Genomic DNA, 15,841 nt, shown 5'->3' on the forward strand with positions numbered 1-15,841 from the left:
TGCTGGAGCTGAACAAGGCTGGCACGACAATCGTGATGGTCACCCACTCGGTGCACTATGCCGAGTACTGCCACCGCACGGTGCACCTGTTAGACGGCCGCGTGGTGACCGAGAACGTGCGGGAGGTGCTGGGTGTTTAGCAACTATCTTAAGGTGGCGCTGCGGAACATTCTGCGGCACAAGTTATACTCGGCCATAAACATTGCAGGCCTGGCCGTGGGCATAGCCGCTTTCATGGTAATTGTGCTCTGGGTACAGTTTAATCTCTCCTTCGACGGCTTCCACAAAAACGCGGACCGTATTTATAAAGTCATCAACATCCTGAATTTCGGTGGCAGAAGCCCGCAGCATGTCGGCCTGACTCCTCCACCGATGGGGCCGAGCCTGCTGAACGACTACCCGGAAGTGGAAGCCTATTGCCGGATTATGGGAACCGGCAGACTGACTATAGAAAAACAGGGCAAGCCGATTTATATCAAGAGTTATTCTACTGTCGATTCCACGATTTTCGACATCTTTACTTTCGAGGCGCTGGCTGGCGATCTGAAATCCTCGCTTTCGGAACCGAATAGCCTGGTGCTGACTGATGAGACAGCGCAACATATTTTCGGAAACCGCAATCCGGTTGGAGAACACCTGAAGACAGTCGATGGGCAGGAATGCAAGGTCACGGCCGTGGTGAAAAAGTTCCCACGCAACTCGCATTTCCAGTTCGACGCACTAATGTCGTTCAGTACGGTAAAGGCAGAATGGCTGGACAATTACAGCAATTGCGCCTTGAACACCTACCTTCTGCTTAAAAAAGGCACAGACCCACGGGCACTGGAAGCCAAGCTTCCCGGGTTCATGAAGAAGTACTCGCCGGAATTCGCGGACAATTTCATCTTTTATTTGCAGCCCCTGCGGGAGATCCACTTGCACTCGGCCCGGATCAACTACCAGATGAACTGGAATCCGATGGACAAGAGCTATGTGCAAATCTTTTCCGCCGTGGCCGTGCTGATCCTGGTCATCGCCTGCCTCAATTTCATGAACCTGGCCACCGCGCGCTCAGCCCGGCGCACACGGGAGGTGGGCCTGCGCAAGGTTCTGGGATCGAGCCGGGCACAGCTCATCCGGCAGTTCCTCGGCGAATCGGTGTTCCTGTCGTTCTGCTCCGTTGTGCTGGCTTTGGCTCTGATCGAGCTGTCCCTGCCTTTCCTGAACGAATATATCGGGTATATTTTCGACTTCGATTATCCGCACAACGGGTTATTTTTATTGGAACTGGCTGGAGTGGCTCTGTTTACCGGTGTTTTTGCCGGAATTTACCCGGCCTTTTTTCTGTCTTCTTTCAAGCCGGCGGCAATCCTCAAGGGTGTCCTGAAAGATGGGTGCCGGGGCCTCTGGCTCAGGCGTTCGTTCATCGTACTGCAGTATGCGATCTCAATCCTCCTGATAACCTACACTTTCTTCGTGGTCAGGCAGATCGATTACATGCGCAGCCGGAACCTGGGTTTTGAAAAAAACCAGGTGCTGATCCTGCCGCTGTACGGGGAGATGCAGACAAAATTGGAATCCCTGCGCCACGAGCTGTCGCTGAACCCGTCCGTAACCGGCGTCACGGTTGCAAATGCCAGCCTGGGCGATCCGCTTCGCGAGAATGCATTGGATTACCAGGGGAAACCTCCCACAGAGCAATGGAGCGTCCCCAATATGGCTGTAGACTTCGATTTCATCCCGTTTTACAGGCTGGAACTACTCGCCGGCCGCAATTTCCGCCAGAATGCCGCCGGAGATTCGAGTATTTCATTCATCCTGAACGAATCGCTGGTGAAAAAAATCGGCTGGACAGTCCAGTCCGCCGTGGGCCAGCCGTTCTACCTGGATGCCGCCGGGACCGTCATCGGCGTGGTGCGGGATTTCAATTTCCAATCACTGCATCACGCGATCGAGCCTCTGGTGCTTGTCTATGACCCGATGAACGTGCAGGGATACCATTTCCTGCGATGCGTCTCGGTAAAAATCAGGCCGGAAAACACACCGGCCACGCTGGAATGGCTGAAAGACCTCTGGGCGCGCAACTGCCCGATGGAGCCGTTCAGCTATTCGTTCCTGGATGATGATTTTGCCAGCAAGTACGAATCGGAGATGATGATCGGACGGATGACCGGGGTCTTCTCGGCCCTGGCCGTTTTCATCGCCTGCCTCGGCCTTTTGGGGCTGATCTCGTTCGCGGCCGAGAGCCGGACCAAGGAGATCGGGGTGCGTAAGGTGATGGGGGCTTCGGTGGGTGACATTATCCTGCTGCTGTCGCGCGAATTCCTGCTCCTGTTGGGGCTGTCTGTCCTGATCGCCTGGCCGGTGGCCTGGTACATGACCGCGCGCTGGCTGGAAAGGTTCGCCTACAGGATCAGCCTCGACGGCTGGACTTTTGTCCTGGCCGGGGCCATTGCCCTGGCCGTGGCCGCGGCCACGGTCAGTTTCCAGGCGTTCAAGGCCGCCACCGCCGACCCGGTCAAGGCGCTGCGCTACGAATAGCAATGTCTATGATCTACTATATATTACAACCATCCCACCGAAGGTAACCAGCGGATCATTCGGACTACCCCCTGGGCCAAGAGGAAGCACCCCAGCCTGGAGTACTACCTGGTGGGCTGGATCGGCACTCCGGGAGAGATGCGTCTTGTTCTTCAGGTGGAAGAGGTGACCGGCCTTAACGTGCTCCGGATGAACTACACTCCTCCGGAGGGATTCAGCGAGACCTCCTCACTGGGCCTCCTGATGAAGAACGGCTGGGGAGTGGACCCGTACACCTGCCTCAACCTGGTATCAGTGAGCTTCGAGCGTCTGAGGCCCGGAGAGAAGGTGGAGCTGTTCGAGGACAGTGAAACTGGGGAAAGATCTTTCTGGTGACTATGATGGCAGGTGGCCTGAGACCCCAGATCGTGATCATCCACTGAGTGTGAGGGGCTGACTATAGGGAGAGTGCAGTCGGCCCGTTTTACGTTCCGGCCTGGCCGCTCTCAGGACGATTCAGGTGAACAATTCCTGCCGCCGGGGTACGAAGACCCGGGAACCCGGATCGTTCGTCACAAAGCCTCTGATTGAATACGGTTTACCGGCATCGGTCGGCCCCGCACCCTGATAAAAGATAACCCTCGACAGCAGTCAAGCCGCCTATGGCATTTTGCATGAACGAGCTGTATCTTCCCACCACTCGCCAGAGGGCATCCGTCCTGCTTTCCAGTCAACATATAGTCAACTGCTGGTGCCGGGAAAACCTGATCGATCATTACGAGGCTCCGGGCATTGGCAAAAGAAGAACTGTCAGGCTGATCAGCATCGGGGATTAAGTGGGTTTCTGGAGAGGACAAAAGTATCGTCCCGGTCCAAAAGAGGTTCCGGATCAAGCCACGAATCATCTGACTGTTTCAGCGGTGGGTGTGGTCAAAAGAGCTATGGAGTCGAGGTCCAAGGATTATGTATTCATAAACCCGAATACTGGCTCCCGCTACACACCATCCGGAAGACTTTTGACCGGGCGGTCCTGAGGGTGGGTCTTACAACGATAGACGGCCGGAAGCTCTGCTTCCACGACCTGCGGAGGATCTTCTCCAGCTGGGCGATTGAGAACGGCGCCGGGATGGAGACTGTCTTCCACTGTCCGGGTCACAGATAGATCACCACGACGCAGCGGTACATTACCCTGGATCACAGATCGATCGGGAAAAAGCTCGAGGTAATGCCACAGCTCAGGGTGGTGGTGTCACAATAAAAAGTCCCTGCCGCATGACGGCAGGGACCCGATACGATACACAGCCGGTTCTGGCAAGAATTGGCAAGATTACCGGGATGACCGCCTGCCTTTCTTGCCGGCAACCGCCGTAACTGCCTGAAAAATATGGTGGGCGCTACTGGGTTCGAACCAGTGACCTCCTGCTTGTAAGACCGGAAGGTTAAGTATCCCCACAATACCAGCCTCTTACTCTAACTGAATCCTTACAGAGATTTACCTTCCCTTGTTTTACCTCAGCAAACCATTTATATTAGCCCAAAGGTGGGAAATATGGTGGGAATTATATTTGTTTTACTATCGCCTTAAGGGGGAATCAATGAAACGGATCAAGACCAATTATCCCGGTGTTTATTACCGTCTGGTTGAACGGACCGGAGGCAGCGGAAAAGAAAAGGTTTTTTACATTCGTTTCAAACAAAAAAGCATAGTCGTAGAGGAGAAAGTTGGCCGACAATTCGTTGATGATATGACGGCTGCTAAAGCGGCTCGGCTTAGGGGCGAACGGATCGAGGGAAAGCGCCTCTCCCGCAAAGAGACTGAAGCGGTCAAGCGGGCTGAGAAAGAGGCAGAGAAAGCGCGTCCTACAATCTCCCGGCTATGGGAGGCGTACAAGGCGGGCAAGCCTGAAAGCAAATCTCTTCGCAGTGATGAATTGATGTTCCTGAAACATATTGCTCCTATGCTGGGTGAAAAAACACCGGAAGAACTGGTGCCCCTGGACCTGGACCGGCTACGGATCAAACTTCAAAAGAATTATTCGAATCAGACGATTGCCTACATTCTCAAGTTGGTCAAGCGGCTGGTGAACTTCGGCCACAGGAAACAGCTATGCGGCCCCCTCTCCATTGAAGTGGAAATACCAAAGGTAAACAATATCAAGACTGAAGACCTAACACCGGAGCAATTAAAGAAGCTTGTCGAACTATTGGACTCCGACAAAAACGTAACTGTTGCCCGACTGATGAAGATAGCTCTCTTTACCGGCATGAGGCGCGGAGAACTTTTCCGGTTAAAGTGGGGAGATGTGAATTTCCAGCGGGACAATATCACGCTGCACGATCCGAAAGGCGGCCAGGATCAAACCATTCCTCTGAATTCAGCGGCGCGTGAACTCCTTGAACTTCACAAGACCGGTAGGGGTGAATCCGAATATGTCTTCCCAGGACGCGGTGGGAACATGCGGGTCGATATAAAGAAGGAAGCGAACCGGATCAAGAAAGCCGCAGGACTGCCGGATAGTTTCCGGGCACTACACGGTCTGAGGCATGTTTATGCTTCCATGATGGCTTCCTCTGGTAAAGTGGATATGTACACTCTGCAAAAGCTGCTGACTCATAAGTCACCGCAAATGACGCAACGATATGCTCACCTTCGTGATGAAGCTCTACGGAATGCCGCTAATCTGGCCGGAGAGTTGGTAGAGCAGGCGGTGAAATCTCTCGATAAAAAGCACGCGGAGAAGAAAGGGGCGTGATATGGAACATTCCCTGCGAGAAGCCATTTTGTGTGAAATTGAGGCAAATGTTGCACAAAAAAGAGAAAAGTGGAGGGGTTGGAAAAATATTCCAAAAGAGAGGTTGGAATATTTCTTTCAAATGCTGGATTTAGAGGTGGGATTTGCTGGAATCTGGACAAGCTGGTATCAAATGAACGATAGAAAGCGGTATGACCATTACGGCGATTTAATGCTCCGAGCATTAAATCAGGCAATCCAGTACCATGAAGCGCGTCTTGCGATTGAATATGCCGATGAACTTAGAATGGATGAAGATGCAATAAAAAAAGGTGCTGAACCAAGTATTAGTCAGGAATGGCCTGATTTACAGAGCTATATCGACTTCGCTAATAGCATAAATGGACCCCTTTCTTTAAGTGGTCTGTACCGGCTCCAAGAAAATTTGACCAAACGATTGAATCCTACCCAACCTCCAGCGCATGAGCAACTGGTTTTCAATATTGCGAAACTCTTCATGCTGGTACTTGAAAAAAAACCTACTCAATACCAGGACGGACCGTTTTATAAAATTGTATCCTTAGCGCTGGGAGTATGCAATCGCCCCTCACAAAATCCTCGGCGGCTAATCGAGTGGGTACTCAAAAACTATGATGTTGAAAATACACCATATAGGAGAGAATCCGAAGTTAAAGAAGAGCTTTCCCGCTTATCCGACCAACAATGACCCCGCTGAAATAGTGTACAATTTTCTTAAAAAAAGACCTGCCGCGTGCATTACTTCACAATTCAATTAGCATTAAAGTTTGCTCGTGACCGTCTTTTAACCACTATTCACGAGGGGATTTACTATGTCGAACATACCGCAGCTTCTTACCGAACAGGAAGTTTCCCGCATGATCCGGCGGGCCGTCCAGACCTTGCGCAATGACCGTAATCTCTGCCGGGGCATTCCGTATTGCCGGATCGGGCGGAGCGTGCGCTACAAGCTGAGTGATGTACAGGAATTCGTGGAGGCGCGGCGCATTGAACCGGAAGGGCGCTGAGACCAGCAAAAGGACCAGTTGTCTCCGAAACGGCGATCCTTGACAGTTTGACAGCGTGCTCCAGGTGTTTTCAAGCTCGTGTCACTGCTGGCGGCGGATGAGGTGTTACTGTTCGGAGGTGTACAAAATGCACACCGGGTTTCGAAACTCACTATAAGAATGAAATAGTGTCTTTCCCTGACTGGTAACGTGGATAAGGGGGATCGAGCGTACGAGAGGAGTAGGGGCAATGGAACAACCGGAGGCAAAGCCCAATAAACGCCGGGGCTGGTTTGTGATGCTACGGAATGAACTTTGGCAATCAGAAGCTTGGCTCAGTCTGCCAAGCACCGCAATGAATGTTTATCTCCTCATATTGTCTGATGCTGTCCTTGCCCGAAAGCATGACAAGAAGAATAACCCCAACGGCCGAGACTGCAAAAGGATAGAAAATTCCAATGCCCTGAAAATGACCTACACCCAGGCAGAAAAAAAGCTGCACCGGAGCAGCCGCGCGATTGCCGATGCAATCCAGATGCTCGTGGACAAGGGCTTGATTGACCGGACCCGTGAGGGTGCCGGATTGTACAAGGTCGAAACGTTGTACGGCCTGTCTGAGCGCTGGAGGCGATACGGCAAGCCTGACTTCCAGGCTGCACCTGAGCGCCCTGTCCGAAGCAGTGCGGGCAGCGAGGGGCTGAGGCGGTTTAACCAGAAGCGGACAGACACAAGAAAACGTCAACAGCAAAGCCAAAAGACAAAGCAGCAGACACTACAAAACGACAGAATAGGCAACGGCAAAAGTAGCAAAGTAAATACTGCTGAGATGGTAGAATCTAAAAGGGCTGAAGCCTCCTTCAGTGGCTGAGGCCGAAAGCATTAAAACCGGTTAATATCCTCCATACAAGGCCGTTACACCATAATTGGACAAGAAGGCCACTGAATGTTTCTTCAGTGGCTAAAAGTGAAAAAGGATTTTGTCACTGAAGCTTCCTTCAGTTGAGCCGCTGAAGCTTCCTTCAGTTAAAAAACGGAGAGCGATTACTTGGACACATCCATGATGAAGGAGCTATCATAATACAACTGGAAGGGCTTTTTAAATCCCACTTCGCGGTCGAAATACAAACCGAGATGAATCCTTGCACCCGGCATAATGGATTTATAAAGAACACCGGTTCTTATTACATTGCTCTCCGACATTTCAAAGGCTGCCTCTGACTGCTTGGGCTTGTCATTCGTGTCCGCCCAGGGTACGCTCGATTGATTTCCCTCCGAGTCGATACCGCTGAACCGCAAAGGATTGATAACCACAAGGCTGTCACCGCTATTCTCAACCATCAACCGAAGCCACAGCTTCCCCTCATATATCCCCGTCCAATGATTGATTTTTTCTACCCGGTACTTTAAGCTTCCCATAGTAGCTGTGTTCCAATCCGGCGGGCGTTTTTTTGCCCAAGCTAAATCTGTTGTGAACATAAAGCCCAGCATCATCACAAGTATTATCTTATTCACCTTACAGCCTCCTTTTCAGGAACACTGGGCGGTAGAAATATAAAGCCGCTTCCTCTGGCTCTTGGTGACGGCACGTCACTTCGTTGGATTGACCAGGACAGACGATCCCTTCTTACTGCGATACATGATAAGAGTGATAAGTTGTTCGTTGCTCAAAACGCGCCGCAGGAAGTTTTTTTTACTTCCTGATACCTTTCCGGAAAATTGTTCAACACTCTACGACTAACACACGCAATTTATTATCATGGGGACTGGTTGTTGATTTCTCTTACTCCTGTATTTATACTCTCTGTAAACCTGGCCGTCAACTTAAATCTCTTGATACATACTGAATACTGTGATATTATTTCAACAGATGAAATACCCACTGTCCATATACGGTTTAACCTTATAACCCGTGGGTGCACAATGGGATTCCTATCATGGTTTTTAGGCTTGCCTGCCTCTGGCTCTTCGCCATATGAGTTTTCTTTTAAAGTTGATAGTCCGAACAAAAACGAAGTTCAACGAGTGGAAATTGGAGATTACGTTAACTTCTGGGCACCCGAAAACGAACCTGATAATATTCGCATATACAGAAAGGGCACTATTGGGGGGCAAGGCCAATTAGGATTTGTCCCCCGTAGGCATTCAGCGTTAATAGCTGATTTGCGCACAGACAAAATAGAGATAAAGACAGAAATTATTGATAAAACCCATTCAAATTGCACTATAAAATGCAGAATTCCTCCTCGGTATTAGGAATAAGCAATTTCTGGAAATTGACTCTCCTTGTGGCAAGCCGCGGATTAAATGCGCCTATGCCAGAACTCAATGTGGAACAGTTGTCACCGGCACAAGCCCGGCTCTAAAACAGATGATTTCAAGCTCCAACCGATAGAGGCTCCCATGCCCCAAGTTGTAATCGAAAACCCAATCCTCAACTCTCCCTTCGAGGAACCGAACCGCCATTTCCGCTTCAACGATGAAGGGATTACGGATGAGATCGTTGAAGAACGGCGGACCAGCTCGTATTTCGTCCCTATCGCCAAGTCCAAGAAAAAACTCAGTGAGCAAAAAGCTTTTGTCGGGACTGAATGGACAGAAGACCGCATCGAGGAAAACAAACTCGTCAACGACATCCGCCGCCGGGTGACAATATGGCGTAAGGGTGGCTATATCGGTGTCACGCCCACCACAAGACGCCTGATAGACTACTGGATTGATCCGAACCGCGAGAAAAAGCTTTTCTTCTGCCAGAATGAAGCCCTTCAGACTGCGATTTACATAACGGAAGTCGCTGGAAAGTACGGCGATGCCTGGATTGAGAACGCACTCCGCAAAGCCAATGACTCCTCGAATCCCGGCCTGCCGCGCATGGCCTTCAAGATGGCCACCGGCTCCGGCAAAACCGTTGTCATGGCTATGCTCATCGCCTGGCACATGCTCAACAAGCGCGCCAACCCACAGGATGCCCGTTTCTCGGATGCTTTTCTGATCGTGACACCCGGCATCACGATACGGGATCGGTTGCGCGTGCTGCTACCTAATGACCCTGATAACTACTACCGGCTGAGAGACATAGTACCGGTTCAATACATGGATCAGCTCGGACAGGCCAAGATAATCATCACCAATTTTCATTCTTTCCAACTCCGTGAAAAAATGGCCGCCGGGAAAATCACTAAATCGATACTGTCCGGCGGAGAGCAAAGCCCGTTCACCGAGACGCCCGACCAGATGGTGCGCCGGGTCTGCCGGGAGTTGAGTAACAAGAAAAACATCATCGTCCTGAACGACGAAGCCCACCATTGCTACCGACGCAGGCCGGATGCAGAGGATGAACAACTGAAGGGTGATGAAAAAGCGGAGGCCAAAGCCCGCGAGGAAGAAGCCCGCGTCTGGATTTCAGGCGTCGAAGCCGTAAAAGCCAAAATAGGTGTCAAGGTTATCTACGATCTCTCCGCCACGCCCTTCTTTTTGCGTGGCTCAGGCTATCCTGAGGGCACGCTCTTCCCGTGGGTCGTATCGGACTTCTCCCTGATCGATGCTATCGAGGCCGGTATTGTAAAGGTGCCACGAGTGCCGGTGGCCGATAATTCCATGACCGGCGATCAGCCCACCTACCGCGACCTGTGGCTGCGTATCCGTGAAGACCTACCCAGAAAAGGCCGTAAGACTGATAAGATCAGCGGCGAGCCAAAACTCCCAAGTGAGCTTGAGGGAGCGTTACACAGTCTCTACAGCAATTACGAGAAGCATTACGAACAGTGGGAAAAGAACTCGGATGCCCGCGCACGCGGTATCACTCCGCCCGTCTTTATCGTGGTCTGTAACAACACCAATGTTTCAAAGATGGTCTTTGATTTTATCTCCGGGTGGGAAAAAGAGATCAGCGGCAAAACCATCGTGCAGGCCGGGAAACTGGCGATCTTTCGGAATGACGACGAGCGTGGCGGCTGGTTGCAGCGTCCGAACACCATCCTGGTGGACAGCCAGCAGCTTGAATCCGGTGAGGTGATGAGCGCCGACTTCAAGAAAATCGCCGCCCGCGAGATCGACGAATTCAAGGCTGAATACCGTATCCGCTTCCCTGGTCGTGACGCCGAGAGCCTGACTGATGAAGACCTCTTGCGCGAGGTGATGAACACGGTCGGCAAGGCCGGAAAGCTGGGCGAGCATATAAAGTGCGTGGTCAGCGTTTCCATGCTCACCGAGGGCTGGGACGCCAACACCGTGACCCATATCCTCGGCGTGCGCGCGTTCGGCACTCAACTGCTCTGCGAACAGGTGGTGGGCCGTGCCTTGCGCCGCATGAGCTACGCCGTCAATGAGCAAGGCCGGTTCAAAACTGAGTACGCCGAAGTCTATGGCGTGCCGTTCTCTTTCATTCCGTGCAGCGGCTCGAACAACGACCCTAAGCCCGGACCTCTCACAACCCGCGTGCGCGCCCTTGAAAGCCGGATTGCCTGCGAGATCACTTTCCCCCGGCTGGCCGGTTATCGCTATGATGTGTCCGGCGAGAGGTTGTCGGCTGTCTTTACTGAAGAATCACGTATGGCTCTATCGACCCAGGATATACCTACGAAGACCGAGAATGCACCAATCGTGGGAGAAACCGCCATACACACCCTGGATGATTTAAGGCGCTGCCGGATAAACGAAGTGGCTTTTTCCCTGGCGAAACTGACTCTTGAAAAATACTTCCGTGACGACAACGGCAATGACAAGCCCTGGCTCTTCCCGCAGCTACTCGGCATAACCAAGAGCTGGCTGGCCGAGTGCGTCACGCTCAAGGACAATACCTTCCCTCAACTGCTCCTTCTCATACAATTCGCCCATGATGCCGCAGACCGCATTTACAAGGCGATTGTCGCTTCCACTGACGGCACGGCCACGCTCAAGCCGATCATGCAGCCTTTCGATCAGATCGGCACAACACGGTATGTGGATTTCGACACCGGACGGCCGGTCTACCCGACCCGTGAGGATAAATGCCATATCTCCCATGTGGTGGCTGATACCGAGTCATGGGAACAGAAAATGGCCGAAGCTCTCGAAGATATGACCGAGGTCATCCGCTACGTAAAAAATCATAACCTCGGCTTCTTTGTCCCGTACACGCTGAACGGCGAGGAAAAGAACTATATCCCTGATTTCATCGCCTGCATCGATGACGGACACGGCCCGGATGACCTGCTCAATCTGATTGCGGAAGTGACCGGCGAAAAACGCAAGGATAAGGTGGCGAAGGTCGATACGGCGCGCTCGCTCTGGATACCGGCGGTCAACAACCACGGCGGGTTCGGGCGCTGGGCTTTTATCGAGGTGTCCGATCCGTGGGACGCACAGAATACTATCCGGGGATTTATCAAAAAGCATTCAGTGGAACAGACAGAGGGAACCGTCAATGGCTAAGAAAAGAAGCTCAACCCCAATCGAAGCCATAAGCCATAAGGACCGGCGCGTCAACATCCCGACCGAGGAGCTGCGCGATTTCGTGGCCGAAGAGGAAAAGCGGCCTCAAACCATGCTCTACCCGCGCGATCCCTCCCTTGACCCGCAGCTTGTCTGGAAAGGCAAGGATGAGCAGGACCGCGAAGACCTGGCCGTGCCGGTGGTGCCGATCTACATTCAGGAGAAGATCAAACCCCAAGCGCTCATCAACGCTCTGCCGCGCATTGAGCAGCCGGGAGGGAGTCAGATCGACTTGTTTTCCGATTTCAACGGCGGCCCGGCGGACTTTGAGCAGAAGGTGGAGTTCTACCAGCACGAGCAGAACTGGACCAACCGCCTGATACTCGGCGACTCCCTGCTGGTTATGACCTCCCTGGCCGAGAAGGAAGGTCTCAAGGGCAAGGTGCAGACCATCTACCTTGACCCGCCCTACGGCATCAAGTTTGGCTCCAACTGGCAGGTCAGCACACGCAAGCGGGATGTTGGAGATAAAGCTGAAGATGCTACCCGACAGCCCGAACAGGTGAGAGCCTTCCGTGACACCTGGAAGCTTGGCATCAACTCTTTTCTTGCTTATCTCCGTGATCGTCTTGTTGTGGCCCGTGAGCTCCTTACAGAAACTGGAAGTATCTTTGTTCAAATCGGTGACGAAAATGTACATCTGGTGCGATGCGTGTTGGATGAGGTTTTAGGTTCTGAAAATTTCATCGCAATAATACGATTTCGCAAGAAGACAATGCCTCTTGGCGGATTATTTTTAGAACGTATGGGAGATTTTATTGTTTGGTATTCAAAAAATAAAGATGTAGCAAGGTCAAAATATCGTCAGCTTTTAATTAGACAAAATTACGAGGAAGATTTCCATTGGAATAACTTTGAGTTGTCAGACGGCAGTCGTATTAAACTGACGAAAGCTCAAATAGAAAAAGGCCAAGAAGTGCCTCAAAATGCAAAAAGATTTCGCCTTGTATCTCTCTGGCCAGCATCCTTCAATTCAAATGCAGTTTTTCCTGTCCCGTTCAGAGGTAAAGAATGGTGGCCAGCAGAAGGACAATGCTGGCCAACATCTCCAGAGGGTATGAATAAACTAATCTGGGCTAACCAGATTGAACCTGAAGGCAATTATCTTCGCTTGGTTTTATATTTAGAAGGTGCTGAATATTCGAAACTTACAACTGATTGGGGAGATACTATTGGGGCCCGTGACCAGAAATACGTCGTTGAAACCTCTCCAAAAGTAATCGAGCGCTGTATTCTGATGACAACTGATCCAGGCGATCTGGTATTGGACCCTACTTGCGGCAGCGGCACCACGGCCTATGTCGCCGAGCAGTGGGGCCGCCGCTGGATTACCTGCGACACCAGCCGGGTGGCCCTGGCCCTGGCCCGCACCCGCCTTATGGCTGCCAAGTATACTTACTACCTGCTTGCCGACTCGCCCGAAGGCATAGAGAAAGAAAAAGAACTAACCGGTAAAACACCTCCCGAATACAAGACCAGCAACGATATCCGAAGAGGTTTTATCTATGAACGTGTACTGAGTGCTGCGCTTGAATCCATCACCAATAATCCTGAAATTCGAGAAGGACTGACGAGAGAACAGATCGATGCTGCCGTTCTTCGCAATACAAATACAGTAGAACTCTACGATAAACCTTACCCGGACAACAAGCGCGTCCGGGTTTGCGGGCCGTTCTCCGTGGAAAGCCTCTCCCCGCACCGTGTGCTCTCCACTGCGGACGAGAACCAGGACGGCACTGTGACTGAGCAGGAAGCCCACAAGCAGCAGGATTTCGTCAGTATGATCCTGGACAACCTCAAGAAAGCCGGAGTGCAGAACACCCGCAAGGATGAGCGGCTCACCTTTGACCGTCTCGATCCCTTTGCCGGAAAATGGATTCACGCCACTGGCGATTATACCGATGCAGACGGCAAGACCCGTCGTGTGGCTGTCTCCATCGGCCCGGAACACGGCACTGTCGGCCCGCAACAGGTCAAGGAAGCGGCAAAGGAGGCGGTCCAGGGTGTCGGCTTCGACCTTCTGATTGTCTGCGGCTTTGCCTTTGACCCGCATGTCTCCGAGGAAGCCAAACGCTACGGCTCTTTGACTGTGCTCCCGGCCAAGATGAACCCCGACCTGGCTATGGGCGATGAACTGCTCAAGAAGACAGGCGCGGGCAACCTGTTCATGGTCTTCGGCGAGCCGGACGTGGAGATCACCCGGCAGAAAGACGGCCAGCTTGTGGTGGAGATCAAGGGCGTGGATGTTTACGACCCGACCACCGGACAGGTTCGCAGTTCCTCCACGGATGACATTGCCTGCTGGTTCATCGACACCGAGTACAACGGCGAGAGTTTCTTTGTCCGCCATGCCTATTTCACCGGTGCCGAGGAGCCTTACGACAAGCTCAAGCGCGCCCTGCGAGCCGAGATTGACGAGGCGGCCTGGAACAGCCTTTACAGCACTGTAAGCCGCCCGTTCGCCAAGCCGGAGTCGGGCAAGATCGCCGTCAAGGTCATAAACCATTACGGGGATGAGGTGTTGAAGGTTTTTGAGGTGTGACAGTGACCGTATGCGTTCGGAGAAAAATTCTGCATTCTATCTGATTTGATTAACATTTAATGTTAATCGTATTGACAAGAGGTGGCATTGGATATATACTTCAAGTCAAAGAAAATGCAGAGGATTTGTTCTGACAGTCGAGAAATGCAAAAAGCCTATGGAGTAGAGATGGTGAAGAAACTCCAGCAACGGCTTATGGAATTAAAAGCGGCAACAAATCTGGCAGAGATTTCCCCCCTTCCACCAGCACGCATTCATCCTTATCAAGGACACAGGGCCGGACAGTTTTCTGTTGATCTCGTCCACCCGTATCGTCTCATTTTTGTCCCTGGGGAAAATCCAGTCCCACGGAAAAAAGACGGCGGAATAGACTTGACCGGAATAACGTCTATTGAGGTGTTGGAAATATACGACCCTCACAAAAAAGGTGCAAAATGACCGAAGAGAAAAGGTATCCGTTTGAGCCGGACTACGCTGTCGCGCCCGGTGAGACCCTTCGGGAAGTGATTGAATCGCTGGGCATGACTCAAAAAGACCTTGCGACCCGCACCGGCCTGACTGTGCAGTCGATCAACCGGATTTTCAAAGGCGATCAGCCGATCACTCACGAGACCGCAAACAGCCTGGAGCTGGTGACAGGTGTCCCGGCGCGTTTCTGGAACAATTTGGAAGCCCAATACCGTGAGCAATTGACCAAACTCGAAGAAAGAAAACGGCTGGAAACAGAGGGCATCGAGTGGCTGAATTCAATCCCGACAAGTGAATTGATCGAGAGGGGATTTATTGAGCCACAGACGGATGATGTAGGGTTGCTGCGAGAGACACTAAAGTTCTACGGTGTCGTGAGCGTGGAGGCATGGAAAGATGTTTGGGAAAAACCTGCCATTGCAGCCCGCCGTTCCGCTTGTTTCGAATCTCAGCCCGGACCGACTTCGGCTTGGTTACGTATTGGGGAACTCAAAGCACATGCAATCGAATGTGACCCATTTGATAAAGCGTCCTTCAAAGAGGCTTTGAAAGCAATCCGCTCTCTAACACGAGAGTCCCCGGAAGTGTTTATACCGGAAATGAAAAGGCTTTGTGCTGAATCGGGTGTTGCGGTCGTGCCTGTTCCTGAGATGAAAAAAGCACCGTTCAATGGCGCGACCAAATGGCTTTCTGCAAATAAGGCAATGATTCTACTCACCTTACGAGGCAAAGGAGAAGATAAGTTTTGGTTCTCATTTTTCCATGAAGCCGGGCATGTCTTGAACGACAATAAGAAAAACCTCTACATTGCAGACAACTCGGAAGCGCCGGAGGAGCAAGAAGCGGATCGTTTTGCAGCAGAATTTCTTATTCCGGGCAGATACGATGATACAATCCGTAGCCTCCGATCAGAAGCAAGTTTTATCGAAGTAGCGGATGAATTGAACATTGCGCCTGGTATTGTGGTTGGCCGGTATCAACATCTTACAAATAACTGGAAGTATCTTAGAAAACTGATCCGATCTTTTCGCTGGAATGTTCAACCGTCGAGGTAATGGTAAGTAATGCGCTTAGTATGAGGACAAGTCGCACCTCCTGCCAACCCA

At 51.7% G+C, this 15,841-nt stretch carries 12 protein-coding genes; 11 read left to right on the forward strand and 1 reads right to left on the reverse strand.

The window, feature by feature from the left end:
* The 7 genes from LLH00_18345 to LLH00_18375 all read left to right on the forward strand — a co-directional run.
* Positions 1–140: ABC transporter ATP-binding protein (locus LLH00_18345; protein MCE5273243.1), on the forward strand; the 140-nt coding region annotated here is incomplete at its 5' end.
* Positions 133–2,520, forward strand: a complete 2,388-nt coding sequence (locus tag LLH00_18350) for an ABC transporter permease (protein ID MCE5273244.1) — start codon at positions 133–135, stop codon at positions 2,518–2,520. The genes LLH00_18345 and LLH00_18350, both read left to right, overlap by 8 nt.
* A 138-nt stretch (positions 2,521–2,658) precedes the next feature.
* Positions 2,659–2,895 carry a hypothetical protein gene (locus LLH00_18355; GenBank protein MCE5273245.1) on the forward strand — a complete coding sequence of 79 codons (237 nt, stop codon included), beginning with the start codon at positions 2,659–2,661 and terminating at the stop codon, positions 2,893–2,895.
* Positions 2,896–4,094: 1,199 nt separating this feature from the next.
* Positions 4,095–5,252, forward strand: coding sequence for a site-specific integrase (locus LLH00_18360; protein MCE5273246.1), 1,158 nt, complete (start codon positions 4,095–4,097; stop codon positions 5,250–5,252).
* A gap of 1 nt (position 5,253) precedes the next feature.
* Positions 5,254–5,958 (forward strand): hypothetical protein, encoded by a 705-nt coding sequence (locus tag LLH00_18365; GenBank protein ID MCE5273247.1) that lies wholly within the window; start codon positions 5,254–5,256, stop codon positions 5,956–5,958.
* A 124-nt stretch (positions 5,959–6,082) separates the two neighbouring features.
* The gene (locus LLH00_18370; GenBank protein ID MCE5273248.1) at positions 6,083–6,277 is read left to right on the forward strand and encodes a helix-turn-helix domain-containing protein; all 195 of its coding nucleotides are present in this window, start codon (positions 6,083–6,085) and stop codon (positions 6,275–6,277) included.
* 229 nt (positions 6,278–6,506) lie between these two features.
* A complete protein-coding gene (locus tag LLH00_18375; protein ID MCE5273249.1) occupies positions 6,507–7,124 on the forward strand; it encodes a hypothetical protein in 618 nt (205 codons plus the stop codon).
* Positions 7,125–7,297: 173 nt separating this feature from the next.
* Here LLH00_18375 and LLH00_18380 read toward each other — a convergent pair whose 3' ends face one another.
* Positions 7,298–7,768 (reverse strand): hypothetical protein, encoded by a 471-nt coding sequence (locus LLH00_18380; GenBank protein ID MCE5273250.1) that lies wholly within the window; start codon positions 7,766–7,768, stop codon positions 7,298–7,300.
* Between the two features lie 888 nt (positions 7,769–8,656).
* Between LLH00_18380 and LLH00_18385 the strand changes: the two genes are divergently transcribed.
* From LLH00_18385 to LLH00_18400, 4 genes are all read left to right on the forward strand, one after another.
* Entirely contained in the window at positions 8,657–11,665 is a 3,009-nt protein-coding gene (locus LLH00_18385; protein MCE5273251.1) for a DEAD/DEAH box helicase family protein, read from the forward strand.
* On the forward strand, positions 11,658–14,267 hold the full coding sequence (locus tag LLH00_18390) for a site-specific DNA-methyltransferase (protein ID MCE5273252.1): 2,610 nt from the start codon (positions 11,658–11,660) through the stop codon (positions 14,265–14,267). Before LLH00_18385 ends, LLH00_18390 begins: the two co-directional genes overlap by 8 nt.
* Positions 14,268–14,354: 87 nt before the next feature.
* The gene (locus LLH00_18395) at positions 14,355–14,705 is read left to right on the forward strand and encodes a killer suppression protein (protein ID MCE5273253.1); all 351 of its coding nucleotides are present in this window, start codon (positions 14,355–14,357) and stop codon (positions 14,703–14,705) included.
* Positions 14,702–15,790 (forward strand): helix-turn-helix domain-containing protein, encoded by a 1,089-nt coding sequence (locus tag LLH00_18400; protein MCE5273254.1) that lies wholly within the window; start codon positions 14,702–14,704, stop codon positions 15,788–15,790. The genes LLH00_18395 and LLH00_18400 overlap by 4 nt, the downstream gene beginning before the upstream one ends.
* The last annotated feature ends 51 nt before the right edge of the window (positions 15,791–15,841 follow it).

It is taken from the genome of bacterium (assembly GCA_021372515.1).
Lineage (GTDB): Bacteria > Gemmatimonadota > Glassbacteria > GWA2-58-10 > GWA2-58-10 > JAJFUG01.

Bases quoted from the DNA above. Each gene is read 5' to 3' on its own strand.
- LLH00_18355 (MCE5273245.1), top strand. From the start codon at position 2,659: ATGCGTCTTGTTCTTCAGGTGGAAGAGGTGACCGGCCTTAACGTGCTC.
- LLH00_18360 (MCE5273246.1), top strand. From the start codon at position 4,095: ATGAAACGGATCAAGACCAATTATCCCGGTGTTTATTACCGTCTGGTT.
- LLH00_18365 (MCE5273247.1), top strand. From the start codon at position 5,254: ATGGAACATTCCCTGCGAGAAGCCATTTTGTGTGAAATTGAGGCAAAT.
- LLH00_18370 (MCE5273248.1), top strand. From the start codon at position 6,083: ATGTCGAACATACCGCAGCTTCTTACCGAACAGGAAGTTTCCCGCATG.
- LLH00_18375 (MCE5273249.1), top strand. From the start codon at position 6,507: ATGGAACAACCGGAGGCAAAGCCCAATAAACGCCGGGGCTGGTTTGTG.
- LLH00_18385 (MCE5273251.1), top strand. From the start codon at position 8,657: ATGCCCCAAGTTGTAATCGAAAACCCAATCCTCAACTCTCCCTTCGAG.
- LLH00_18390 (MCE5273252.1), top strand. From the start codon at position 11,658: ATGGCTAAGAAAAGAAGCTCAACCCCAATCGAAGCCATAAGCCATAAG.
- LLH00_18400 (MCE5273254.1), top strand. From the start codon at position 14,702: ATGACCGAAGAGAAAAGGTATCCGTTTGAGCCGGACTACGCTGTCGCG.